The sequence below is a fragment of the Microbacterium sp. bgisy207 genome, from assembly GCF_057706855.1.
On sequence record NZ_JBYIPB010000005.1, the window covers coordinates 1 to 22,589 of the forward strand.

The following is a 22,589-nucleotide window of genomic DNA, read 5'->3' on the forward strand; positions in this document are numbered from 1 at the left end:
AAGAGTCGTCGACCATAACGGTCCCCCCATCACCGCGGAATCACGCGCCAGAACCGCTATCGCATCCACTCTTTTCTGCCGCTAACCCCTTGGCCCAGGAGGCCTGGGCGAGGTCGTGCAGGCGGCCAGGCGGTGCTCCGATGGTGCTGGCGTGGTAGATCGTCTGGACGGTGAAGAGGTCTCCGAGCGGGTCTTCGAGGTCGTGATCGATGATCTCGTCATGGTCGATGAAGATGTGCTTGAAGATGGCCTGGTTGAGGCGGCGGCGGACTTCGTCGCTGGCGTTCATGTACAGCTCGTAGGGGTCTTCGAGCAGGCGCAGGTTGGTCTCGATGAACTCGACCGCGTCCTTGAGCGTGTCGACGGTGGCCTGGAGCTGGGCGGTGAGGCGTTCGCGTTCAGCGCCGATCTCGCGGAGCTTGGCGCGGATCTTCTCCTTCGGGATGGTGTCGTCGACGACCAGCTCCAGGAGGTTGCTTTCCTGGGCGTCCAGGCGCTCCAGCTGCCCTTCGAGCTGTTCCTTCAGGGCGCGTTGTGAGGCTTCTTGCTCGGCGAGGGCGTCGTCGAGGGTCTTGCGCATGGCCTGGAGGAAGTCGGGGCTGAACTGGACGGTGCGGTAGTGCTCCTCGACGGCGCGTTCGATGCGGTGGACGTTGGAGTACTTGGCGTCGCAGAACCCGTCCTGGGTGCCGCGGCAGAAGAAGTACAAGTACTCCTCGCCGCTGCGGGAGATGGTGCGGCGCACGATCATGCGGCGGATGGACCTGTCGCGTCGCCAGCAGGCGCCGCACCACAGGGTGCCCTTGAGGTAGTGGTGCACCACGCGGCGGCGTTCGCCTGCCCTGCCCCGCGAGGCGAGGAGGTCTTGCACCTGGTCGAACAGCTCCCGGTCGATGAGCGGCTCGTGCCGGCCGGGGTATTCCTCGCCTTTGTACGTGACGATGCCGACGTAGTACGGGTCTTGGAGCATCTGGTGGATCTTGGAGACGGAGATCGGGCCGGCGGGGCGGCGCTGGGTGGGGCGGGTGCGCAGTCCTCGGTCGGTGAGTTCGTTCTGGATGTCTTCGAGGGTCGCCTCGCCTGCGGCGTACATCTCGAATGCGAGCCGGACGAGTGGCGCACGCTCGTCGTCGATGGCGACAGCGCGGATCTCGCGGCCGTCGATGCGGTCGATGGTGTTGATGTACCCGATGGGTGCTTTGCCGAGCGTGCCGCCCTTCTTGGCCTTCTCGCCCATCTTGTAGGCGATGTCGGCTCCCTCTTCGGCGGAGCGGAACTCGCTGAACGCGGCGAGGATGCCGTGCATGAGCTGCCCGACCGGGGTCTCGTCGATGGACTCGGTGGCGGAGATGAGGGTGACTCCGCGCTTCTTGAGTTCGGCACCGACGATGGCATCGTCGAAGCGGTTCCTGGCCATGCGTGAGAGCTTGTAGATGATGACGTAGTCGACGTCCCGCTCGGTGCGGATGCGCTCCAGCATCTGCTGGAACGCCAGTCGCTTGGTCATCTCCCGGGCGGAGCGGCCAGGCTCGATGTACTCGTCGATGATGGTGATTCCGAGCTGGTCGGCCTTGCGGTAGCAGGCCTTGCGCTGCGCTGGAAGGGAGATACCTTCCGGGTCGTAGTCGGTGTTGACCTGGCTCGGAGTGGAGACGCGCAGATAGATCACTGCCCGTTTGCCAGTTGGGATGTCGTCCACGGGCTGCCCGGTGCCGACGTCGATCGTCTCGAAGCTGAGCTGGTCGGGATGCGGGATGGGTGGGGTCTCGTCGTAGAGCGTCATGGACGCGGCTCCTTCTTCTCGGGCATGAGCGGTGTGGCGGGCAGCAGAGACAGCGGGAACGATGCCTTGCGGAGCTTGTTCATGAGAGCAGCGTTGCAGGCTTGACGTATGACTCCCTGCCGATTCGCTGACGTGAAAATGCGCTCGCTTTGATGGATATTCGGCAGGACGGTTTGACGGCAGTAATTGACGGCAACGGAACCCAATGTGAGGCAACGTGAACGTGTGCGAAGTGCTGTGATAACAGGGGTAGGCATGTCCACCAAAGTGGTACAAATCTGGCTTTTAAGCAGGGTGTCGTGGGTTCGAGCCCCACTGGGCCCTCCAAGAAATTCCGCCGTATCGACCCCTGTGATCGGCGGTTTTTCTTTGCTTGCGCATCTTCGCTTTCAAGAGGATGAAGCTCCAGCGTCACCTGCTCCAGCACCGCAGCAACCTGGTGCCGCTGTCGTCGACGACGAGCATGTCGGAGCGACAGTGCGGGCGATGCGTCGTGTTCAGCGCACGGGGTCTGGGAGATCATCGAAGAAGCCACGCACCCGGCAGGTGCAGAAGCAGGAGACGTACATGAGATACAAGGTCGTGGTGACACGCGTGCAGGTCGCCGAGCGGTGGGTGCGTGCCACGGACGAAGAGGACGCGGCGAAGAAGGTGCAGGAAGAGTTCAACCGCCCGTACGGGTACTTCGGCTCCTGGAAAGACGTGGCATCGGAAGTCGAGGTGGTCGAAGCTGAGCAGACGACAGTGATCCGACCGAACCTGCTCTCGGAGTCCGGGCCGATGCTACTGTCTCTCAAGGACGCGGGCAAGGCGCTGGGGATTCCCTACTCGGCTGTCTACGAGCTGACGAACCGTGGGGATATTGAGCACACGAAGATCGGCAGTCGGAAGTACATCGCACGTGATTCTTTGATGGCGTTCATCAAGGAGAACACGCACCGGGGGTACTCCGGCTGAGGCCGCCGGATGGGGCTCCTACGGGCGCTTTGGGGTCGCTACTGCCGGACTGGGCTTGGCCCGGGGGAGGACGGTATGTTCCTCGTCCCTGCCCTCCCGGAAAGGAGCCTCCGCTATGCCGAAACGCCTCCACTACCTCCGCCTTGCCGACTATGGCAAGAACTCCATTGCGGCGAGTACCGCCATCTTCGATAACGACCCGAGTATCTCGACTCGGGTCGTTTCTGTTGGTGGGCACACCTCGTCATGCACCTTCATCTCGGACTTCTGCATCGACCTGGCGCACCCGATTCGGGTCATCGGCCCGATTCGGGTCATCGGGTCGACGTCGCATGCCCGGTCACTGCATGCCGAGTTCACCATCTTCGAGGGACAGACCCGGGTGGCTTGCTGGTACAAGCCCGTCGTGAAGCGACTGTTCTGGATGGGGTATCCGCTGGAGGTGCACTCGTGGCTGACGCCGGAACTGGAGGAGCGGATCGAGCTGAGCCGGCGCTTCGACCCGGGCACGCTGCCGAAGACGGTGGCGCTGGAACCGAACTACATCGCGACGTCTGCCTACTGATGAACGGCGAGCCCTATCCATCCTGGGACGAGAAGCTGAACCGGGCGCTGCAGTCGTGGCGTGACAGCGCAGCCCATCAGGCTCGTCGTCCGATGTTCGCGGAGACCGTCCGTGTGACGACTGCCGCCGTGATCCGTACGTCATCATCGCCCAACTGGAAGACGACTCCACGGCGCATCGCTGGCCACACTGGATGCAGCACACACTCCGGGAACACCTGATCGACGTGCGCGGTGAGCTCTCCGAAGCACTCGCCCTCCGGCCCTACGCCGGAGCGACGATCGCCGCGTACCTCGACGGTGCCGGGCTCCGGCCGCGTCATACGTGGGATCAGACGACGCGGCAGGCTGTGCAGATCGTGACTGACCAGGCAGCGCTCGTCGACCTGTGGCTGAGGTACCGGATGGCAACGCTGGCGCCGTGGCCTATGCGGGTGCGGCGAGCGGTGCTCGGGGTCTGAGGACCGAGAAGGCCTTCCCTGCGACACACCCTAACTTCATGTGTCTGTTCTTTTACTCAGTCTGCTACGGTGAGGTGTCGGCTCAGCCGCGAGAAGGGACTCCTGATGGCAATCCACACCCCGAAGACCCGCGAGGCATTGGCAGGCCTGCTCGCGCCCATGCGGCTCGAGGCGACTGTGTTCGAGCGTGCGGTGTCTGTCGCGGCGGCGGAGAGCCGCACCTTCAGCCCGGCTGCACCGAAGTCTGCTCCCGAGTTCACGCGCTGGGCGCGCACCATCGAAACGGTGCACGAGGGGCTGATGCTCCTGCAGCTTGGGTGGCGGCGGTTCGACCCCGAGAATCTTCCCTACTTCCTGCAACCTGAGCTCAACCTCGGGCTCATCGTCAGCAGCGGCAACGCCTTTACTGGCGTCACCTACGGTAGCCCGACCACCAAGAACCCCAAGGGATCCGCTTTCGCCCGCCGTGTGGACGAGAACGGCGCGGTCGCGATGTTTGGCCAGCCGACCGACGAGGGTGAAGTTGACGTCGACGACGTCCGTATCCTCCTTTACGACGAGCGCGACGGCCTCGTGCACCTGGAGCTGTCGCGGCCTGTTGGACGGCTCGGCAGTTTCGTGAACAGCTGGTCGGAACGGATCATCTTCCCTGCCTTCGACCTGGCGCTTGGTGCATTCAGCTTCGAAGAGGGCAACGACGAGGACGACTTCTCGTTCAAGATCGCCCGACGCTAAGACGAAGGGTTTGACCCGATGAGCAATACCTTCGTTCCCGCGCGCGTGGAGATGGCGCGCGCCATTCGACAGGTGACGGCCACCGCTCTCGCGGCTGAGGTCGGGGTCACCGCGCCGTGGATCTCTCAGACGGAGAACCTGAAACGAACTCCTAGCCCTGAGCTGATCCGCGAGTTCGCGCGGGCCCTGGACTTCCCAGTCGATTTCTTCTACCGCCCCGTCACTGCGCTGCCGCCCACGGACGCCTTCCACTTCCGGGCTACGTCTCGGCTGGCGAAGAAGGATGAGCAGACCGCGCGGTCGCTCTCTGCGCTAGCCATCGAACTCTCGGACTGGATCGAAGCGACCTACCAAGCCCCCGCTCCGGCGGTGCCGGAGCTCCAGGATCTGCTCGATGCTGACGAGGTGCTCCCAGCCGAGCAGGCCGCGGAGGCACTGCGCGGTGCATGGGGGCTTGGCGCGGCGCCGATCAAGAACCTGCTGCAGCTTCTCGAGTCCAAGGGTGCCAAGGTCTACTCAGCCGGCGGGCCGCTTCAGGCGGTCGATGCGTTCTCGTTCCGGCACAGGGCGACGCCGGTGATTTTCCTCAACGTGCATAAGTCTGCCGAGCGCCTGCGCTTCGACCTCGCCCACGAGTTGGGGCACCTGGTCATGCACGGTGGTTCACTACACGTTGAGCCTGGCAAGGAGAAGGAGCAGGCCGCAAACGACTTCGCTTCAGCCTTCCTGATGCCGCGCGCTGACGTCCTCGGCTCGATTAGGGGCAACCTCATGCTCGAAGACATCCTGGTACTCAAGCGGCGGTGGCGCGTCAGCGCGATGGCGCTCAACCTGCGTGCACACAGGCTGGGTGTGATCTCGGACTGGACCTACAGCACGTTGGCGAGACAGCTCTCTAGCGCGGGCTTCCGGCGCGGCGAGCCGGGCTCAGACCTGCTCGCGGAAAGCTCCAGCCTGCTCACACAAGTGATGACAGACATGCGCTCTCAGGGTAAGAGCTTCATTGATATCGCGCGCGCACTCGACGTGCGTGGTCAAGACGTTCGCGACCTCATGCTTGGTCTAGTCACCTTTGCTATCGAAGGCGAAGCGCAGCTGCGAACTCCGAGCCGAGCCAACCTTCGAGTGGTGTAAGTCGATCTTCACGAAAAGTCCTGATCGTGAGATAATCAGGACAGATCGCAACGTTCGGTCGAGCCGGTCAGGCTCCCCGTCGCGAGACCCCTCTCGGCACCGCCTCCGGCGCGGCACCCTAGCAGTGTCAGTGGTCGTCGGTAGCGTAGGACACGCCCCGAGAGCACAACTTAAGACGCGCCTCAGCGCGGAGGAGAACCAGCACAGCATGACAACGTTCAGCACCAGGTGGTCGCACGGCCCCAGCAGCACAACGTGTAACCGTGACGCCCATCGCCAGGAGGTCGCCCGATGACCCCGTCGGTGCCGGACGAGACCCGGGACGCTCACGAAGAGTTGCTCGCCCAGCTCCGCGACCTGGTGCCCAGTGCCTTCCTCGATGGGGAACTTGATCGTAATGCGTTGCTCGGGGCGCTTGGCCTTGACGGCGAGGTCAAGCCTGCCTTCTCCTTCAGCTGGCCTGGTATCGAGCGAGCACGCCAGGACGCGCGCGTCCCGACCACGGCAACGCTCGTTCCCGATGAGGATGCCTCCGTGCACTGGCCGGATGCTCGTGACGTCCTGATCGAGGGCGACAACCTGCAGGTGCTCAAGCTCCTGAAGAATGGCTACTCACGCGCCGTCAAGCTGATCTACATCGACCCGCCTTACAACACGGGAGACACGTTCACCTACAACGACGACTTCGCGGTGCCCGAGCGGCAGTACCTCGAGGAGACCGGCCAGGTCGACGACCAGGGCAACGCCACGACCAGCCGGATCGAGACCGGCGGCCGCAAGCATGCGCCGTGGCTGACCATGATGTTCCCGCGCCTCGCGCTGGCTCGTCACCTGTTGCGCCGTGACGGTGTGATCCTCGTTTCCATTGACGACAACGAGGTGCACCACCTGCGGCTTCTACTCGACGCGGTGTTCGGCGCAGAGAACTTCGTCGGCAGTTTCGTGTGGAACGGCGGTCGCAAGAACGACGCTCGGCAGATTTCGGTTGGTCACGACTACGTGGTGGCCTATGCACGCGACCACGCTTATCTGCGTGAACAGGACGCACGCTGGCGTGAACGGAAGGCCGGACTGGACGAGATCTACGCCAAGGTCGAAGAGCTTCGTGGTAGTCATGGAAAGGACTTCTCTGCAATCCATAGTGGATTGCTCGCCTGGTTCCGTGCACTCCCGGACGAGCATGCTTCCAAGGCGCACGAGCACTTCAACTACGTCGACGAGCGAGGGGTCTATTTCCCCGATAACTTGCGTAGTCCCAACCCGCGCCCCAATCTCGTCTACGACTTCAAGGGCTACAAGCCTCATCAGAACGGTTGGGCCTACAGCCGCGAACGCATGGAGCAGCTTGATGCTGACGGCCGCATCTACTACCCGGAGAGCGTCGACCAACGCCTGAAGATCAAGTCATATCTGCACGAGCACGAGGAGTGGGCGCCGGGGTCTGTTTTCTACAAGGATCGCCGGGCAGCCTCGAAGGCGCTCGACAGTCTCATGGGCGCCACCGTCTTCGATTACCCGAAAGACACAGAGATACTGGCCCGCCTCTTCCACGCCATCACTGACGACGGCGACCTGATCCTCGACTTCTTCGCAGGCTCTGGCTCGACCGGCCAGGCGGTGTGGGAGCAGAACCCGAGGGATGGCAAGACGCGGCACTGGATTCTGGTGCAGGTGCCGGAGAAGCCTGATGCGTCCGAGGAGTCGGGTAAGAACGCGCTCGCCGCCGGGTACGAGACGATCTTCGAGGTGACGGCCGAGCGACTGCGTCGTGCGGCGGCTTCCCTGCAACAGGAGACGCTCGATGCTCCCCAGCTCGGCTTCCGGATCTTCCGCACGCGTCCGACGAACCTCGTCATCGAGAAGCCGCTCTTCGCGCTGCCGGAGATGACCGGGCAGAGCTACCTGACGCAGGTGCTCGACCACACGGCGGGCGCTCCGGTGGTTGATGGTGCGAAGCCGCTCGACGTGGCATGGGAGGTGGCGCTCAAGGCCACGGGTACGAAGCTCGATGCGCGCGTGACGACGCACGAAGTTGACGGTGTGACGGTCTACGAGTTCACTCCCGCCGACGGCAAGAGCACGTCGGGTCGCCTCTTGATCTCGCTCGACGCGTTCTCGCTGGCGACGGCCGATGCGCTGGGCCTGAGTGATGACGACACCCTGATTCTTCGTGGCGACCAGGTCGAGGACTCGGTGACGCTGACATTGGCGCCGCGGTTGCAGTCAAAGCTGATTCTTCTGGAGCGGGTGCCTCGTGAAGTTTCGCTTTGACGATCAGCCGCACCAGTCGGCCGCCGTTTCTGCGGTGGTCGACCTGTTTGAGGGTGCCCTGGTGCCGCCGCGCTATGCGCTTGCTGGGCAGGCGCCTGGCGCGGAGGGTCACGCGGGCTTCACGCTGGAACACTCCGTTCTTACCGACAACCTGAGGACGATCACCTCCCGCGAGGCTGTCGAACCGCAGACGCAGCTGGAGCTGCTTGCGGAGACAGATCTCGAGGGCACCGACCGCGAGTTCCCGAACTTCTCCGTCGAGATGGAGACCGGCACGGGCAAGACGTATGTCTATATCTCGACTGCGCTGCGTCTGGCGGAGCTGTATGGGCTGCGGAAGTTCGTGATCCTGGTTCACTCGATCGCGATCCGTGCGGGTGTGGTCAAGACGTTCGAGCAGACCGAAGAGCACTTCCGGCTGAAGTACCCCGGCGTCCCGTACAAGTGGGGTGTGCTGGGCGAGAACTCGGCGCTGAACGACTTCACCGAGCCGTCGGGCACGGTGCAGTTCCTGGTCGCCAGCGTGCAGGCGCTCGACAAGCCGGACACGAACACGCTCTACGCCAGTGCGGAGCAGCCCCAGCTGTGGGGTGACTCGCTCAGCGGCGTGCAGCAGATCGCCAAGGCCCGCCCGGTCGTCCTGATCGATGAGCCGCAGAACATGGCGACGCCGCTGCGCCGACAGGCGATTGCCACCCTGAACCCGCTGGTTGCGCTGCGCTACAGCGCAACCCACAAGGAGCCGTTCAACCTCGTGCATCGGCTTGGCCCGAAGCAGGCCGCCGAGGCGGGCCTGGTCAAGCGGGTGTCAGTCAAGGGCATCGTCGCGGGCGAGGACGGCAAGCCCTACGTCCGTCTCGACAAGCTTCGGAGCGTCCGCAAGCGCCTGATGGCAGAGGCCGTAATCGACAAGGCCGGTGGTAAGCGGGTGCCGGTGGTGCTGCAGAACGGCACCGATCTGTTCGAGGAGTCCGGCAGTCTGCCGCAGTACCGCGGCCTGGTTGTCGACAGCATCGAGCGCAAGCCAGACCGGGTGATCTTCGAGAACGGCCTCGTCGTGCAGGCGGGAACCGAGACCGGCGTCGATGCCGAGGCTGTCTGGCGTGACCAGATCCGCCACACCATTCGAACGCACCTGGCCCGTCAGGGGCAGATCGACTCGATGAACCGTGGCGTCAAGGTGCTGTCACTGTTCTTCGTCGAACGTGTGGCCGACTATGCCGGTGACGAGGCGGTACTACCTGCGATGTTCGACGAGCTGTACCGCGAGGAGTGGCTGCGCGCCGGCTATCCCGAGAGCGACATGCCCGACCCGGCTGAACTGCGGGTCGCATACTTCCCGTCGACCAAGACGGGAATCCTGAAGGACACGTCTGGTCGAGCGTCGGATGCCGAGCTGGAGGCGCGGGCGTACCAGGAGATCATCGCCAACAAGGAACTCATTCTCGATCGCGCCAACCCGCGCGCGTTCATCTTCTCTCACTCTGCGCTCAAGGAGGGCTGGGACAACCCGAACGTCTTCCAGGTCGGCTTCCTGCGACACACCCGCTCGGAGTTGGAGCGTCGCCAGCAGATCGGCCGTGGTCTGCGTTTGCCGGTTGACCAGAACGGTCACCGTGTCATGGACCCGGCGATCAACCGGCTGACCCTCATCGTGGACGAGTCGTTCACGGAGTTCCGCGACGGTCTGAATGCCGAGTACATCGCTTCTGGCGGTGGCTCCGGCGAGGCTGGCCCCGAGGTCGACAATGCCGACAACGAGGTCATCGTCCGCCGACGCCCTGCCCTGTTCGAGAGCCCCGAGTTCGCCGAGCTGTGGAAGCGCATCCGCTACAAGGCGCGCTACCGCGTCACCGTTGAGCCGGAAGCGCTCTGCATCGTGGTTGCGGCGTCCGAGCACCTGGCCGACCTGGAGTTCATCGAGCGCCGCGCCAACGTCGTGCAGTCCGCCGATCTCGTCTACGACGACGAGGGGCACGTCATCACAGCAGATTCTGCGGTGGCCGAGTCGCGCGGCGAACGCATCGTCGTCGTGGGCCAGCGGCTGCCTGACATCGTGCAGCTCATCGAGGATCAGCTCCAGTACGGCAAGTTCCCCCTCCAGCTCACCCGACCGACCCTGGCCGGGATCGTGCGCGAGATCCTGAACTATCCCGACCGCGACTACGCCCGGCACGTCCTCGACGATCCTGACCGCTGGGCGCGGATCGTGGCAAACGCCATCCGCATCGAAACGATCGAGCAGATGGTTCGCGGTATCAGCTACGAACCCATCGACGAAACCGACTGGTGGGACGCGGAGGTCGTCTTCCTCGAAGTCGAATCCAAGAACCCGCCGCAGCCTCTGCCCGGCAACCCCGATCCGAAGAACGGCGTCATCGCTGCGCCCGAGGGCGGCGTGAACCTTTACGACCACGTCGACTACGACAGCCACGTCGAGCGCGCCTTCGCCGCCCAGCTCGAGAATAACCGCGAGCGCGTCAAGCTGTTTACGAAGCTGCCGCGCCGCTTCCGCGTGCGCACGCCGGTCGGTGAATACTCGCCGGACTGGGCCATCGTCTACGACGAGAACGGCACCCAGCGGCTCTACCTCATCCGCGAGACCAAGGACACCCGCAACCTCGACGACCTTGACTGGGACGAGGCCATGCGCATCCGCTTCGCGGAGCACCACTTCGAAGCCGCACCAATCGGGCCGGTCGACTACAACTACACGACCGACACGCACGGGCTGCTGATCGGCGAAGTTGTGAACGGCGCCGATGGAGGTGCAGTATGACCTCCTCCTACCCGCTCTGGTCAGATGAGCCCGCCACCCAGGATCTGCTGGCCTTTCGTGCTGTGGCGGAGACGGCCGCAGACGCCATCTTCGACGATGGGCTCGACCCGGTGGCAATCGGGCTGTCTGGTGCTTGGGGCAGCGGAAAGACCAGCGTCCTTGAACTGATCAAGTCCGAGATCACGGAGCGCTCCAAGAGCGGCGACCGCAAGGTGCTCGTCATCTCGACGCAGCCGTGGCTCTACGACCCGGCGGTTGGCCCGAAGGAGAGCCTCATCGCTGAGGTGCTCGGCGCACTCAGCAAGGAGTTCAAAGAGTCAGACCCGGTTGGCAAGGCTGGCCTCGAAGCCTTCAAGAAGCTCGTTCGCAAGGTGAACTGGTCGAAGGCGGTCAAGATGGCCGCGAAGACCGCCATCACCATGCAGCTGCCAAACATCGATGACGTCTTCGGGCTGGTGAGCGACGAGCCTGACAGCCTCGACGGCGAGAAAGGCATGACCGCCTTCCGCGAAGAGTTCGAGACGTTGTTGGCTGATCCCGCGCTGGCCCACCTGTCGCGTGTGGTGGTGCTCGTCGACGATCTCGACCGCTGCCTGCCGGACACTGTGGTCGAGACCCTTGAAGCGATCAGGCTGTTCCTTTCGGCCAAGCGCATGTCCTTCGTCATCGCGGCCGATGAGGATCGCGTCGCCGAGGCGATCCAGCAGAAGCTCAAGACTGCGGCTCCGAAAAACGAGGATGAGGATCCGGCCAAGCTCTATCTGCACAAGATCGTCCAGACGACCATCCCTCTTCCCGCGCTGAGCCGATTCGACACCGAGGCGTATCTTTTCCTCCTTCTCGCGAAGGCCGAGCTGAGCGAAGACGAGGCGGCATATGCGTCCTTCGTCACGAAGTGCGACGAGCTGCGCATAGGCGGCGGCAGCCTCGACGACCTGGAGGTCGAGGATGGCAGTGTGCTGGCGGAGCACCTTGTCACGGCCACACGCCTGACGCCAATCCTCTATGAGAAGTTCCACGGCAATCCGCGCCGCATCAAGAGGTTCCTCAACGACCTGAATGTACGCCAGGCCGTTGCCCGGCGTCGTGGATTCGAGCTGGAGCCGGATGAGGTTGCCAAGCTCATGGTGCTGGAGCGCATCCTCACCGATGACTTTGAAACCGTGCTCGGCTGGCTCGCGTCGAACCAGCTGCGCGACAAGCTTGACGCGCTCGACGTTGCTGCGAACGGTCGCGCAGAGACGATTGAGGAACCGGCGTCTGAAACCTCCGAGGAAGAGACGCCGAAGGAGCGCGGCGCCAGAAAGAAGCCTGCCGTTGCCGAGCCGGAGCCAGAGCCCGCTCGTGATGACGACTTCAGCGACACTCTCCGCCGCTGGGCGAAACTCCCGCCCGTACTTGATGCATCCGCCATCTCCGGGTACCTATACCTTGCTGCCTCATTCGCCAAGATCGAGGTCATCGACACCGGCCTACCCGAGCGTCTCCGCGACCTCGCGGTTGCCCTGACCTCAAGCCTCAAGCTCGACCGTGCAGGCGTCACCGACGAAACCTTGAAGCTGCTTCCAGAGGGCGACGCCCAGATCCTGGTCGGCCATCTCGGACGCCGAACTCGCGATCAGCCCGCTCTGCAGAAGTTCACCGTCGAGAGCCTGCTTCGCCTCGCGGCGCAGCAGCCCAGTACCCAGCCGAGTGTTGTGGAGGCGCTGAAGAGTCTTCCCGCCGCCCACGTCGAACCGGCAACGATCATCAAGCTTCGACCGCTGGATCAGGCGGTCTATCGGCCGGTGCTTGATACCTGGCGGGACGGGTCAGACGACCAGCAACTCCAGCAATCTGTGGGCATCGTCGAGACGGCGTGGAGCGGCAATGGGAACTAGCGGCTCATTCGGCGGCAGCGGTGGCAAGGACGCAGGCGACCTGCGCGACAACATTGCGGCGTGGCTTGATGCCGCAGGTGGGCCAGGCGCCGCCGATGGTGCTGACACGAGCGGCGCGGACGGAGCCGACCACGCTTCTGATCCGCCGCGTCCCGGAACGCCGGCGCAACCGCGTGTAGACCTCGGGCCGGCGCTTCGCGTCCTGCTCAACTCGCGCGGACGCGGTGGGCGCAGCGACGGCCCAGGTGGCGGCGGCGGGGGCGGTGCCCGAGGCGGAGGGGGTGGCCGTTCATCGGGTGGCGCCACCCGCTCTGTCGGTCGGGTATCTCGGGCAGCTGGGCGAGCTGGGCGGCTTGCGCTTGCCTACTCGTCTGGCAACCGGGAGGCCCTGCGTGAGGCTGGTCTCAACTACGACGAGCTGCAGTCGCTCGGTAACCCTGTCGCTATCGGGCTCAAGATCATCGAGGCGACCTTTGAGTCCCAGGCCGACAGCACAGTTGCGGATGCTGAGGAACGCGACATCGTCGCGACCGTTGTCGAGTGGATCTTGGAGCAGCCTGCGGATCATCCGCCGACGCCGGAGGATGTCGTCAGGAAGTCGATCGAGACAACGATCGCGGAGACCGCGTTGACCGAGGTGTCAGCGACGATCTACGCCAAGGACGCCAGCTTCGAGAAGCGCCGTAGCCTGGAGCGCCAAATCCGTGATGTGGCAGCGGAGTACGCGGCGCAGGCAACCCTGAACCCGGCAGGCGCGACCGAGCAGCAAATGGCGCAGGCTATCCAGAATGGCATCCGCGACATCGGGCAGATCTTCGGAGTCACGTCATGACCCGGCTGCTGCTCACACTCTCCGAGGCAGCTGCTGATGCCGGCCTTGAGGAAGGCGGCTTCGACGAGGTTTTCCTCTGGACGCGCAACGGCCGCACCACCTTCACTGGCGGTGTCGATCCCCACCTGGCCGGCCTCGGCGTGGTGAACCCACGAAACGTCGACCTCGTCCGGATTGCGCTCGGTGTTCTTGCCGCTGATCGATCAGTGCACCGTGAGGCCGGAGGCTCGAGCTGGAACGCACGGGACTTCGCCCTCACCGTTGAGGTGACCGATCCTGAAATCTGGGCGCCGTATGCTGAGCAGCTGTCCCGCACGGTCGGCTTCCTCTCGGGTGACAGCTGGGCATTCAGTTTCACTCAGGCTCCTTTGGCTGAGGCGACCGGGCTGCCGATCGAGGAGCAGCACCATGACCGGACGGTGCTTCTGAGCGGGGGCGCTGACTCGGCCGCTGGCGCACTGTTGTCCGCAGTTGAGCTGGGCGGGAACCATTCCCAGTCGCTGGTGTCTCAGTACAGCTCGACCGCGATCTCCCCGGTGCAACAGGGCATCGTCAGCGCGATTAGCGAGCTGGTACCCGGCATCCGGCAGGTGCATCATCAGTTCCACCTCCATCGTGGATCGAGGCGCCTTGACGGCTCATCGTTCCGCAGCGAGACATCGACGCGCTCGCGCTCACTGCTCTTCCTTGCGCTCGGGCTTGCCGTCGCTGAGCGCGCTGGCTCGACGCTCTGGATTGCCGAGAACGGCTTTGCCTCGCTCAACCCGCCGCTCGGCCCCGATCGCCGTGGCAGCCTGTCGACGCACACCACCCATCCGCGCTTCTTGCGCGAACTGTCTGCGCTGATGCGGAGCGTGGGCGGTCATGGCCTTATCGAGAACCCCTTCGAGACGCTCACGAAGGGCGAGATGTTCCGCCGTGTGGCAGATGCCGTTGGCATCGACGCCGCCTCGGCCTACCTCAGCAGCACAAACTCCTGTTCGCACACCGATGGGCGCTACAGCGGAGCGCCAGCTGGTTCCTCCTGCGGTGTCTGCTTCGGCTGCCTCGTCCGCCGAGCAGCTTTCACCGCCGCCGGCATTCCAGACGCCACGACCTATCTCTCCGAAGATGCGAGTGGCAGGTACGGCACGTTCGTCCGGCAGAAGTCGATCGTTGAGCCGCTCCGCGACTTCGTCGACCGAGGCATCCGGCCACGCGACGTGATGGCGATGTCACTGCCGGAGGGATACGCCGCGCAGGACGCGCTCGCGCTGTCCCGGCGGGGAGTTGAGGAACTGCGGGGGCTCTTCTGATGGCACCCCAGCTTCCCCCGCTCGACCTGCATGCGCATATCAACCCGAAGACTCGCCCCGCCGACCTCGAGCGGCTCGGCGCAGTCGTGTTCGCGGCGACTCGATCGTTGGACGAGTACGAGTCCGTCAGAGCTCGTCGCGATCATGTCACAATCTGGGGCGTCGGCTGTCATCCAGGCGTCGCGCAGGCGCAGCAGGACTTCGACGCAACGAGGTTTAGCTCATTGCTCGCGTCGACCGCCTTCGTGAGTGAGATCGGGTTGGACGGGCGCTCAAAGGTGCCAATTGCGGATCAGGAGCAGGTGTTCGCCTCGGTGCTTAGCGCGCTTCAGAGGACCCCCCGCGTCGCCTCTATCCACAGTTCAGGTACGTCGGGCCGCGTTCTGGGCGCGCTGGAGCGCACGCCGATCAAGGGTGCTGTGCTCCACTGGTGGCGCGGCAACGAGGCCGAGACGTTGCGGGCGATCGAACTCGACTGCTGGTTCTCGATCAACGCCGCAGGGATGAAGTACCCGGCTGACGTCTCGCTGATCCCGCTCGAGCGGATTCTTACCGAGACCGACCATCCGTCCGGTGATCGCACATCCACTTCGCCGCGACAGCCGGGTTCCGTCGACGACGTCGAACAGGCGCTGTCGCGGATCTACAGTCTCGATGTCCAAGCTGTCCGCGGGCAGGTCTGGGCGAACCTGATCCGCCTTGTGGGTGAGACGAACGTTGACGGCCTTCTCCCTGCCGCTGTTCGGCGGATGATCGCCTTCGCGCGTGCGCACGGAGCGCCGCGATGAAACCAGCCAAGGAGACCTCAGCAGTCAAGCTGCCGTTTGAGACCGGCGAGTACCTCATCACCTGGCAGGTGCCCGACCGTAGAGGTGGCCACCTGGCGATCCCGGGACTCCTGACCGTCGAGCAGGGGAAGTACCCAACCGGGATCCTTTACGGCGATCTGCCGATCGAGTGGGTGTCCGAAGGAGCTACAGGAGTCGCCTCGTTCCCACAGCGCCACGCCTTCGACCTCCTCACAGGCCGACTCTCAAGCGGGGCCTATGTGGCCCTGATGAACGGTGAACTCAGCTACAGCTTCCCCGGAAATGGGCGAGCCGTGGGAGCCTTCGCAGCACTGTCACTTGACGCATTCGACACGGCGGAACACCGGAAGTATGCCTCCATCGAGCTCCAGATCGAGGGGCTGGAATCGGTCGCGGGGGTCGCACCGATCTCGCGCGTCAAGATGCCGATGAAGGCTGGCGACGAGCCAGTCTGGGAAGCCACCGTCGACAAGGATGCCAAGTTCACCTGGAGCGTCGGCGGCCAGTCGATGACTTTCAGCTACGACTACAGCGTGCGGGCGCTCGACGGCTACGAATTCAGGATGGCCTTCGGCCCAGTCCTACGCCTCAACTCAGACGAGCCAATGACAGCTGTCGATTGGTGGCTTGAGTGGGTGCGCCCTCTCCGCCAGCTCATCTCGCTCCTGACGGGTGCTCCCCGTGAGCTTCGGTACCTTCTCGCGGTGGTCGATGAGGCCGCCCCGCGCTCGCACCGCGACCAGGTGTTCGGCTGGGACATCACCCACCTGCCCGTCAACTCAACCCGCGCTGCGGTCGAGGAGATTCGTTCGGCGGTCAACCTTGCGAACGACGACCTGAGCTTGCTCGACCTACTGCATGCCTGGCAACGACAGATCACGGCTAGGCATCCCCTCTTTGAGACCTACGGTGCAATGGCAACGGCTGCTGACCAACATCCCCGCTCGAGGTTCCTACTTCTGCTCCAAGCGTTGGAGGGGTCATACGGCTTCGAGAACCGCGCCAAGCATGATGCGGACAAAGAGAAGTACGGCCTCAAGCGGGAGAGCATACTTGCGCGTGCCCAGCAGCTTCTCGAGAAGGCCGACTTCACATTTATCAACAAGAACCTCCGTCGGGAGGCTCAGCAGGGCCTCGACTCGGCGCTCGCAGATCTGCTGAAGCGACTGCCGGACGAGGTCTCGGAGGAACTCACGAAGACCGAACTGATCAAGGCCGTTCGCAAGGCATACATCGGAAAAGGAACGCTCCCGCTTCAGACCGCTCTCACGAGAGCCCGAAACACCCTGTCGCACGGCTCAGGCTCATTCGAACCCCGGCACCTTGCGATCGTGGCCGACGTCCTCGAACGGGCGGTGCGTTCTGAGGCCATCCGATTGCTTGGTGCTCCGCTCGGCGCGCAGGAGCGTGCATCCAAGAAAGAGGGATCGTTGAGTTCATGATGGCGACTTCTTATCGCGTGATTCGACCCGCGGTTGGATTCGTGTCCGCCGGCGAAGGTAGGAACATACGCGCGGTGCTAAACAGTGTGACTGATCCGAACGTGGCGGATGCCCCCGATGACGAGGAGGCCGCGGCATGAGGGTCAGACAGCTTGAGATCGAGAACTTCCGCGGTATCACAGAGGGCCGGGTGGTCTTCCAACAGCACACTCTGCTGGTCGGCGGGAACAACATCGGCAAGTCCACGGTGTGCGAAGCGCTGGAGGTGGTCCTGGGGCCAGAGCGCCTCCATCGCAGACCGGTCATCGACGAGCACGACTTCTCCCACGGTGACTACCTCGGCGATGAGGGCGGCCCACGTGAGATTCGCGTGCGCGCAGTGCTCACTGACCTCTCGGACGAGCAGCTGCGCCGGTTCTTCCAGCACGTTCGACGCTGGGACGACGAGGCGCTCTCGTTCATCGATGAAGAACCCGACAGCCTCCAATCTGCCGACGGCGATGGAATCGTCTGGGCACTCCCCGTCATCTTCATCGGGCGCTATGACCGTGAAGAGGACGACTTCATCGGGGACACTTTCTTCGACCACCCGCTACCCGGGTTCGACGAGCTCGACGAAGATGAGCGCGCATCACTCGGAGCGGGCCGTGCACAGTTCAGCCGTGCGCACAAGCGGCTCTGCGGCTTCATCTTCTTGCGAGCGCTGCGCACGGGATCTCGTGCGCTCAGCCTGCAGCGCGGTTCGCTGCTCGACACCATTCTCCGACTCGGCGGTGAGAGCGCAGCGGAGATGTGGCGGGACGCGCTTGGCGCGCTGCAAGACCTCGATCCGGCTATCGGAGAGATCGAACAGCTCAAGGTCATCCGAGAGAACATCCGCACGCGCCTCGGTAAGTTCGTCAACCTGGCTCCAGGTGAGGACTCTGCCGCGTTCTTCGCCTCAGATCTGACGCGCGAGCATCTGCGCGAGGTCGTGCGGCTCTTCGTTGCGACGCAACCGAGCAACCACTCAGTACCGTTCGCCAAGCAGGGCACCGGCTCGATCAACCTGCTGGTCTTTGCGTTGCTGACGATTATCGCGGATCTCAAGGAAGACCAGTCGGTCATCTTCGTGATGGAGGAGCCGGAGATCGCGCTTCCTCCACACACCCAGCGGCGCGTGACGAAGTACGTGGTGCAACAGATGGGACAGTCGATCGTTACGTCTCACTCGCCCTACGTCATCGAGCAATTCGACCCGGAGAACGTGGTCATCCTCTCGCGTGACGGAGACACCGTCTCCGGCGAGCCAATCGATACCGCGAGCGTCAAGCCGAAGACCTACCGCACGCAGCGCCGCCAGTTTGCCGAAGCGATACTGAGCCGTGCCGTCTTTGTCCTCGAGGGACAGACGGAGATGGTCACCGTGCACGCCGTCTCCGCGGCGCTCGAACGCTTCCGAGACGACTACTCGCACGTCGACCTCACCGGAGTCACCCTCTTCAACGCAGGTAATGACCGCGAAGTCCCGCGCTACGCCCCGATCTTCAAGGCGCTCGGCAAGCGGGTTTACGGCATGCGCGACAAGCTGAACGCCCCGGATGCAGCGGACGCGACGGAGAACATCAAGTCGTTCGACGAGTTCTGGGAATCACCGGAGACCGGCATCGAGCAGATCCTCGTGAAGCAGGTTCCGACGCGAGTGCTGCGAAGCTTCCTTGACGAAGTCGTGCGGCGCGACGACTACCCGTCAAGCCACCCATACGTGGCTGACCAGGTTGCTGACGGCGACTTGGCCGAGTTGGCAGCGAAGGTGCTGAAGGCTCGCAAGGGCGATGCGTTCGGCTTCGGGTACACCGGAACGCTCATCGAGCAGTGCGAGACCGAGGCCGAACTGCCGGCCTTCATCCGTGATGCGCTCCTCATCATCAACGAGCAGCTCCAGGACCAGCCTGAGTTGATACTGGATGACGACACTTCTGCGCCGACGGCCGACGCCGCGGAGCCCGAGGAATAGGCACCGTGGAGGTGCAGCTCTCCAAGACCGCCCAGGAAGCGCTGGATCGCGACTGCCCTGTCCTGGTACTCGGCGGCCCCGGCTCCGGCAAGACCACGCTGTCGCTGCTGAAAGCCCAGGAGATGATTCCCGCCCTAGAACCTGGCCAAGAGATCCTGTTCCTCAGTTTCTCTCGCGCAGCCGTCCGCCAGGTCGAGATCCGCTGCCGTGACATCTTGCGCTCGGACGAGCGGCGGCAGATCGCCGTGCGCACCTACCATGCGTTCGCCATGGACATTCTTCGAGCGCACGGTCGCATGCTTACCGGGAGCGTTCCGCGCATTGTCTATCCCGGCGAGGAGAACCTCGCCAAGGCTGCCTTCGATGGTGACTGGGGCGCTGAGGCCGAACGTCTTGCGCGCGATGACGGCCGCTTCACATTCGGACAGTTCGCAGCCGCTGCCGCCCAACTCGTTGCTGGCAGCGCGTCGATTGCATCGCTGCTCGCCAACAAGTACCCCGTGATCATCCTGGACGAGTTCCAGGACACCGATGACGCGCAGTGGGCGCTGGTCAAGGCGCTGTCGACGCGGTCGAAGACCGTGTTTATGGCCGACCCTGATCAGCGGATCTTCGACTATGACGCTCGCGTGGATCCGGAGCGCCTCAATCACCTGCGCACCCACCTCAGCCCGGCCGAGTTCGATCTCAGCGGGGAGAACCATCGAAGCCCCGACGCCGGCATCCTGCAGTACGCCAACGCCGTCCTGACGAACCGGCCTCTGCCTGAGACCAAGGATGTGATCACGCGCGCCTACTGGCCGAACGCGTTCGATAGCACCGTCCACGCCGAGGTAGTCTGGATGCTCGGCTCGCTCCGCAAGGCGGGGGTCGCTCACCCGTCCGTAGTGGTACTCGCCAGAACGAACGCGCTCGTCGGAAAGCTGTCGACGGTCCTGGGGCAAGAGCACAACTTCAACGGCCAGACGATCAAACCCGTCGAGCACGATGTGCTGTGGGACGCCGACCTCACGGCAGCAGCTGCTTTGGTAGTAGCTTCGATTCTGGAATGGCCGGGCTGCCCCAAGGAAACGGCGCTCGGCCAGACCTTCGACCGCATCGCCGACTATTTCGATGCGAAGAACGCTGCCAGTGCGAGCAACGCCGCCCGGCAGACCAGCGAGCGATACCGTACCGCCGCAGACCGAGCGCGCAGAGGTGAGACGCAGCGGCTGGCCAGCGCCAAGGGTCTCACCGCCTCCTACGACAACGGTCTGGTGCTTCAGGGTGATCCTGCAAGGGACTGGCTACACGCGCGTGATCTGCTGGCGGCCGGGAACGACTTGTCGGATCTACTAGCCAACGCCAAGTTCGTCCGGCTCTTCCGAGCAACCGACGAGATCGGAAGCCGCCTCGCCTCAGCTTGGGATCTTCGCGGTAGCTACGGCCGCGCCATCGACCTGGTTCGCCGCGCGCTCGAGGCGGGCAGGCTTCAGTCCGATCAGCGCGACCCACGCGGCTGCGTCCTCATGACCATCCACAAGGCCAAGGGCAAAGAGTTCGACGGCGTCCTGCTCGTTGAAGGGCAATACCAGGGCAGCTTCTTCCGCGACACCGACACCGAGGCGCAGCGCGCCGCATCGCGACGCCTGCTGCGGGTCGGCATCACACGTGCGCGGCACCAAGTGGCGATCATTCGACCGCGGGGCGCTCCAGATCTCGTAACACCAGCGAGTTCGTCGTTCTCAAACTGAGGACGCACAATCGCCGCGCTTTCCAACCTAAGAATGTCGGTGGCCACCACTACCGTGAGTAGCCCAACACGAAGTGAGGCGCTGCTGATGACATCCCACGCGTATACGTTCCCCGTCGCGATCTCGCGGCTCAGCGAGGGGGAGACCTCTCGCGAGCCGCAGAACCTGCGTGCGATTCAGTGGCTCGCGGATCAACCCGTCATCCTGTCGTTGTCGTGACGCCGCAGAAGCAGGTGCACAGCGACATCCTGAAGCGGCTGGTGGTGGCATCGGGAGTCACTCATCTTTCATGGAGGGGCTTCTCGACGGGGTCGCTCGCGGGCCGCCGTGTGCTCTACGCCTGGCCGAATCGGAAGCACCTGAATGGCCTGTGGGGCGTTGACGCTGACGCGCTCGCGATCATCGAGTGGAATGAGGACGAGACGGCGGAGTGGATCGAAGACGCCAACCCTGTCCAACTGTTTCATGGGCGCACCGTCGAGCCTCAGCCTGTCGAGGAGCCAGCAGATCGGCAGGAACCGTTGCCGAACGGGGTGGATGGGATTCTCGAGTACATCGCGGCGATGGCGGCTGGCTACTCGTCGGGTTTGAAGTGGAATGAAGAAGACAAACTCAAAGCAGACATGATGAACAGGCCGGAGCGCTGGGTGCCGATCACCGTCGAACAGGTGCGCGCCAAGTGCCGGGCACTCGGCATGCGGCCGGACGACGTTGACACGGTCGCGGGGTTCCTGCAGCGACGGAAGGAAGGCCTCCGCTTCAACGTACAGAGCTCGTACCGCACGTTCCGTTTCAACTGATCTGAGCCGCCCGGCTACTCGTCAACGACGACGCCTTCGGTCTTGCTTTCAAAGTCAATGATCATCGGCCAGAACTGCTTGAAGAAGGCGACCCCGGACGGGCGCGGCGCGGTTGTCCCATCGGGCGGCAACGTCACCGCCGACCGATACCCCAGGGGACGGCCACCGATGACGTGCTCTGGCAGCCGTCCAACGACGAGCGTGGGGTACGGGGCGACGCCCTCCGGGAGGTTCTCGCCATAGTGTTCGCGGGCAGCAATGTGGAACATCGCGGCGTACACATTCGCCATCATCCAGGTCTCGGTCAGCACTACGGGAAGGTCGACCCGGAGGGAGACTGCTTCTAGGCCCTGTCGCAACTCTTTGGGCGGTCGGCTGAGATACGTGAGCATCGGGCGGTCGAAGAGCGGAATCGACTTGCCTTCTCCGAAGGCGCTGGTGGGGATCGTCCCGTCCTCGTTCGGTGGCGTCGTGATCAACTCGATTCGCACGTCTCCGCGTGCCGACGTCGCCAGGCCGTGCTTGAGCTTGTTGTGTGCTGCGTTGATGGAAAGCTCATCGCTTGTCAGCAACCACACGGCGTGATTCGCCCATGCCACCGCCGTCTCAGCAGCCCCCATAACCGGCCCCTCAACGACAGTGCCAGGCGGGAAGAGCAGCTGGAGGAATCGGTGTGGGTCTGCGTCAAGCGCCGTCTTGTTGGCTTCGATGACCTTGATCATGGGAGTTGGGCTGTCGGCGATGGCCAGCCAGGTGGACTTCGCATCGCCATCCCGCGGCGCCGCGGCGACTCGTGCATAGATGAAACGGGTCAGGGCTTCGGCAGCCTGATGGCGAAGAGACAACGCATCGATCGCGACCTGGACGCTGCGGTGCTGAGCATCGAACTTGAGCGCCGAATCTGCGCTGTCAAGACCAAGTGTCTTGAAGAACTCCGGTTCGTTCTCGGGGCTCGCCTCGTAGCTCGATCGAGCGGTTTCGAGCAGCATCGAGACCCGCGACGAGAAATGGCTGAGCGGATTGGAGAGGAAGAACTCGTCGTCGAGGATCTTCGCCTGCTCATCGGTCAGCGTGGTGCCCTGCGCCCGGATTGGAAGATGCATGCTCCTAGTCTGCCG

18 protein-coding genes are annotated in these 22,589 nt (G+C 63.8%); 16 read left to right on the forward strand and 2 right to left on the reverse strand.

Features of this window, described 5'->3' with window-relative positions:
• Window positions 1–40 precede the first annotated feature (40 nt).
• Window positions 41–1,783: a recombinase family protein gene (locus AC3ENO_RS05665; RefSeq protein ID WP_434969639.1), complete on the reverse strand. Its 1,743-nt coding sequence runs from the start codon at window positions 1,781–1,783 to the stop codon at window positions 41–43.
• A gap of 567 nt (window positions 1,784–2,350) precedes the next feature.
• Here AC3ENO_RS05665 and AC3ENO_RS05670 point away from each other — a divergent pair.
• The 16 genes from AC3ENO_RS05670 to AC3ENO_RS05745 all read left to right on the forward strand — a co-directional run bounded on the left by AC3ENO_RS05670 (window position 2,351) and on the right by AC3ENO_RS05745 (window position 21,471).
• Window positions 2,351–2,740 (forward strand): helix-turn-helix domain-containing protein, encoded by a 390-nt coding sequence (locus AC3ENO_RS05670; RefSeq protein WP_434969640.1) that lies wholly within the window; start codon window positions 2,351–2,353, stop codon window positions 2,738–2,740.
• Window positions 2,741–2,855: 115 nt separating this feature from the next.
• Window positions 2,856–3,305 carry a hypothetical protein gene (locus AC3ENO_RS05675; protein WP_434969641.1) on the forward strand — a complete coding sequence of 150 codons (450 nt, stop codon included), beginning with the start codon at window positions 2,856–2,858 and terminating at the stop codon, window positions 3,303–3,305.
• Between the two features lie 193 nt (window positions 3,306–3,498).
• Window positions 3,499–3,765, forward strand: coding sequence for a hypothetical protein (locus tag AC3ENO_RS05680; protein ID WP_434969642.1), 267 nt, complete (start codon window positions 3,499–3,501; stop codon window positions 3,763–3,765).
• Between the two features lie 105 nt (window positions 3,766–3,870).
• On the forward strand, window positions 3,871–4,500 hold the full coding sequence (locus AC3ENO_RS05685; RefSeq protein ID WP_434969643.1) for a hypothetical protein: 630 nt from the start codon (window positions 3,871–3,873) through the stop codon (window positions 4,498–4,500).
• Window positions 4,501–4,518: 18 nt separating this feature from the next.
• Window positions 4,519–5,634 (forward strand): ImmA/IrrE family metallo-endopeptidase, encoded by a 1,116-nt coding sequence (locus AC3ENO_RS05690; protein WP_434969644.1) that lies wholly within the window; start codon window positions 4,519–4,521, stop codon window positions 5,632–5,634.
• A gap of 291 nt (window positions 5,635–5,925) precedes the next feature.
• Complete coding sequence (locus AC3ENO_RS05695; protein ID WP_434969645.1) at window positions 5,926–7,905, forward strand: site-specific DNA-methyltransferase; 1,980 nt, start codon at window positions 5,926–5,928, stop codon at window positions 7,903–7,905.
• Entirely contained in the window at window positions 7,889–10,684 is a 2,796-nt protein-coding gene (locus AC3ENO_RS05700; protein WP_434969646.1) for a restriction endonuclease, read from the forward strand. The genes AC3ENO_RS05695 and AC3ENO_RS05700 overlap by 17 nt, the downstream gene beginning before the upstream one ends.
• Window positions 10,681–12,564, forward strand: coding sequence for a KAP family P-loop NTPase fold protein (locus tag AC3ENO_RS05705; RefSeq protein WP_434969647.1), 1,884 nt, complete (start codon window positions 10,681–10,683; stop codon window positions 12,562–12,564). The genes AC3ENO_RS05700 and AC3ENO_RS05705 overlap by 4 nt, the downstream gene beginning before the upstream one ends.
• The gene (locus tag AC3ENO_RS05710) at window positions 12,554–13,396 is read left to right on the forward strand and encodes a hypothetical protein (protein ID WP_434969649.1); all 843 of its coding nucleotides are present in this window, start codon (window positions 12,554–12,556) and stop codon (window positions 13,394–13,396) included. Before AC3ENO_RS05705 ends, AC3ENO_RS05710 begins: the two co-directional genes overlap by 11 nt.
• A complete protein-coding gene (locus AC3ENO_RS05715) occupies window positions 13,393–14,691 on the forward strand; it encodes a hypothetical protein (protein ID WP_434969651.1) in 1,299 nt (432 codons plus the stop codon). The genes AC3ENO_RS05710 and AC3ENO_RS05715 overlap by 4 nt, the downstream gene beginning before the upstream one ends.
• Window positions 14,691–15,479 (forward strand): TatD family hydrolase, encoded by a 789-nt coding sequence (locus AC3ENO_RS05720; protein ID WP_434969652.1) that lies wholly within the window; start codon window positions 14,691–14,693, stop codon window positions 15,477–15,479. The genes AC3ENO_RS05715 and AC3ENO_RS05720 overlap by 1 nt, the downstream gene beginning before the upstream one ends.
• Window positions 15,476–16,942, forward strand: coding sequence for an ApeA N-terminal domain 1-containing protein (locus AC3ENO_RS05725; protein WP_434969653.1), 1,467 nt, complete (start codon window positions 15,476–15,478; stop codon window positions 16,940–16,942). The genes AC3ENO_RS05720 and AC3ENO_RS05725 overlap by 4 nt, the downstream gene beginning before the upstream one ends.
• A gap of 136 nt (window positions 16,943–17,078) precedes the next feature.
• Window positions 17,079–18,938, forward strand: coding sequence for an ATP-dependent nuclease (locus tag AC3ENO_RS05730; RefSeq protein ID WP_434969654.1), 1,860 nt, complete (start codon window positions 17,079–17,081; stop codon window positions 18,936–18,938).
• A gap of 5 nt (window positions 18,939–18,943) precedes the next feature.
• Window positions 18,944–20,671 carry a UvrD-helicase domain-containing protein gene (locus AC3ENO_RS05735; RefSeq protein WP_434969655.1) on the forward strand — a complete coding sequence of 576 codons (1,728 nt, stop codon included), beginning with the start codon at window positions 18,944–18,946 and terminating at the stop codon, window positions 20,669–20,671.
• Window positions 20,672–20,758: 87 nt separating this feature from the next.
• Window positions 20,759–20,890, forward strand: coding sequence for a hypothetical protein (locus AC3ENO_RS05740; RefSeq protein WP_434969656.1), 132 nt, complete (start codon window positions 20,759–20,761; stop codon window positions 20,888–20,890).
• Entirely contained in the window at window positions 20,887–21,471 is a 585-nt protein-coding gene (locus AC3ENO_RS05745) for a hypothetical protein (protein ID WP_434969657.1), read from the forward strand. The genes AC3ENO_RS05740 and AC3ENO_RS05745 overlap by 4 nt, the downstream gene beginning before the upstream one ends.
• 14 nt (window positions 21,472–21,485) lie before the next feature.
• On the opposite strand, the gene AC3ENO_RS05750 is transcribed toward AC3ENO_RS05745, so the two are convergent.
• Window positions 21,486–22,574 carry a hypothetical protein gene (locus tag AC3ENO_RS05750; protein WP_434969658.1) on the reverse strand — a complete coding sequence of 363 codons (1,089 nt, stop codon included), beginning with the start codon at window positions 22,572–22,574 and terminating at the stop codon, window positions 21,486–21,488.
• Window positions 22,575–22,589: the final 15 nt, after the last annotated feature.

Excerpts from the sequence above, each read along its gene's own strand:
- AC3ENO_RS05695 (WP_434969645.1), top strand. The coding sequence starts at position 5,926 with ATGACCCCGTCGGTGCCGGACGAGACCCGGGACGCTCACGAAGAGTTG.
- AC3ENO_RS05720 (WP_434969652.1), top strand. The coding sequence starts at position 14,691 with ATGGCACCCCAGCTTCCCCCGCTCGACCTGCATGCGCATATCAACCCG.
- AC3ENO_RS05705 (WP_434969647.1), top strand. The coding sequence starts at position 10,681 with ATGACCTCCTCCTACCCGCTCTGGTCAGATGAGCCCGCCACCCAGGAT.
- AC3ENO_RS05680 (WP_434969642.1), top strand. The coding sequence starts at position 3,499 with ATGCAGCACACACTCCGGGAACACCTGATCGACGTGCGCGGTGAGCTC.
- AC3ENO_RS05665 (WP_434969639.1), bottom strand. The coding sequence starts at position 1,783 with ATGACGCTCTACGACGAGACCCCACCCATCCCGCATCCCGACCAGCTC.
- AC3ENO_RS05725 (WP_434969653.1), top strand. The coding sequence starts at position 15,476 with ATGAAACCAGCCAAGGAGACCTCAGCAGTCAAGCTGCCGTTTGAGACC.
- AC3ENO_RS05685 (WP_434969643.1), top strand. The coding sequence starts at position 3,871 with ATGGCAATCCACACCCCGAAGACCCGCGAGGCATTGGCAGGCCTGCTC.
- AC3ENO_RS05690 (WP_434969644.1), top strand. The coding sequence starts at position 4,519 with ATGAGCAATACCTTCGTTCCCGCGCGCGTGGAGATGGCGCGCGCCATT.
- AC3ENO_RS05710 (WP_434969649.1), top strand. The coding sequence starts at position 12,554 with ATGGGAACTAGCGGCTCATTCGGCGGCAGCGGTGGCAAGGACGCAGGC.
- AC3ENO_RS05730 (WP_434969654.1), top strand. The coding sequence starts at position 17,079 with ATGAGGGTCAGACAGCTTGAGATCGAGAACTTCCGCGGTATCACAGAG.
- AC3ENO_RS05740 (WP_434969656.1), top strand. The coding sequence starts at position 20,759 with ATGACATCCCACGCGTATACGTTCCCCGTCGCGATCTCGCGGCTCAGC.
- AC3ENO_RS05670 (WP_434969640.1), top strand. The coding sequence starts at position 2,351 with ATGAGATACAAGGTCGTGGTGACACGCGTGCAGGTCGCCGAGCGGTGG.
- AC3ENO_RS05750 (WP_434969658.1), bottom strand. The coding sequence starts at position 22,574 with ATGCATCTTCCAATCCGGGCGCAGGGCACCACGCTGACCGATGAGCAG.
- AC3ENO_RS05675 (WP_434969641.1), top strand. The coding sequence starts at position 2,856 with ATGCCGAAACGCCTCCACTACCTCCGCCTTGCCGACTATGGCAAGAAC.
- AC3ENO_RS05715 (WP_434969651.1), top strand. The coding sequence starts at position 13,393 with ATGACCCGGCTGCTGCTCACACTCTCCGAGGCAGCTGCTGATGCCGGC.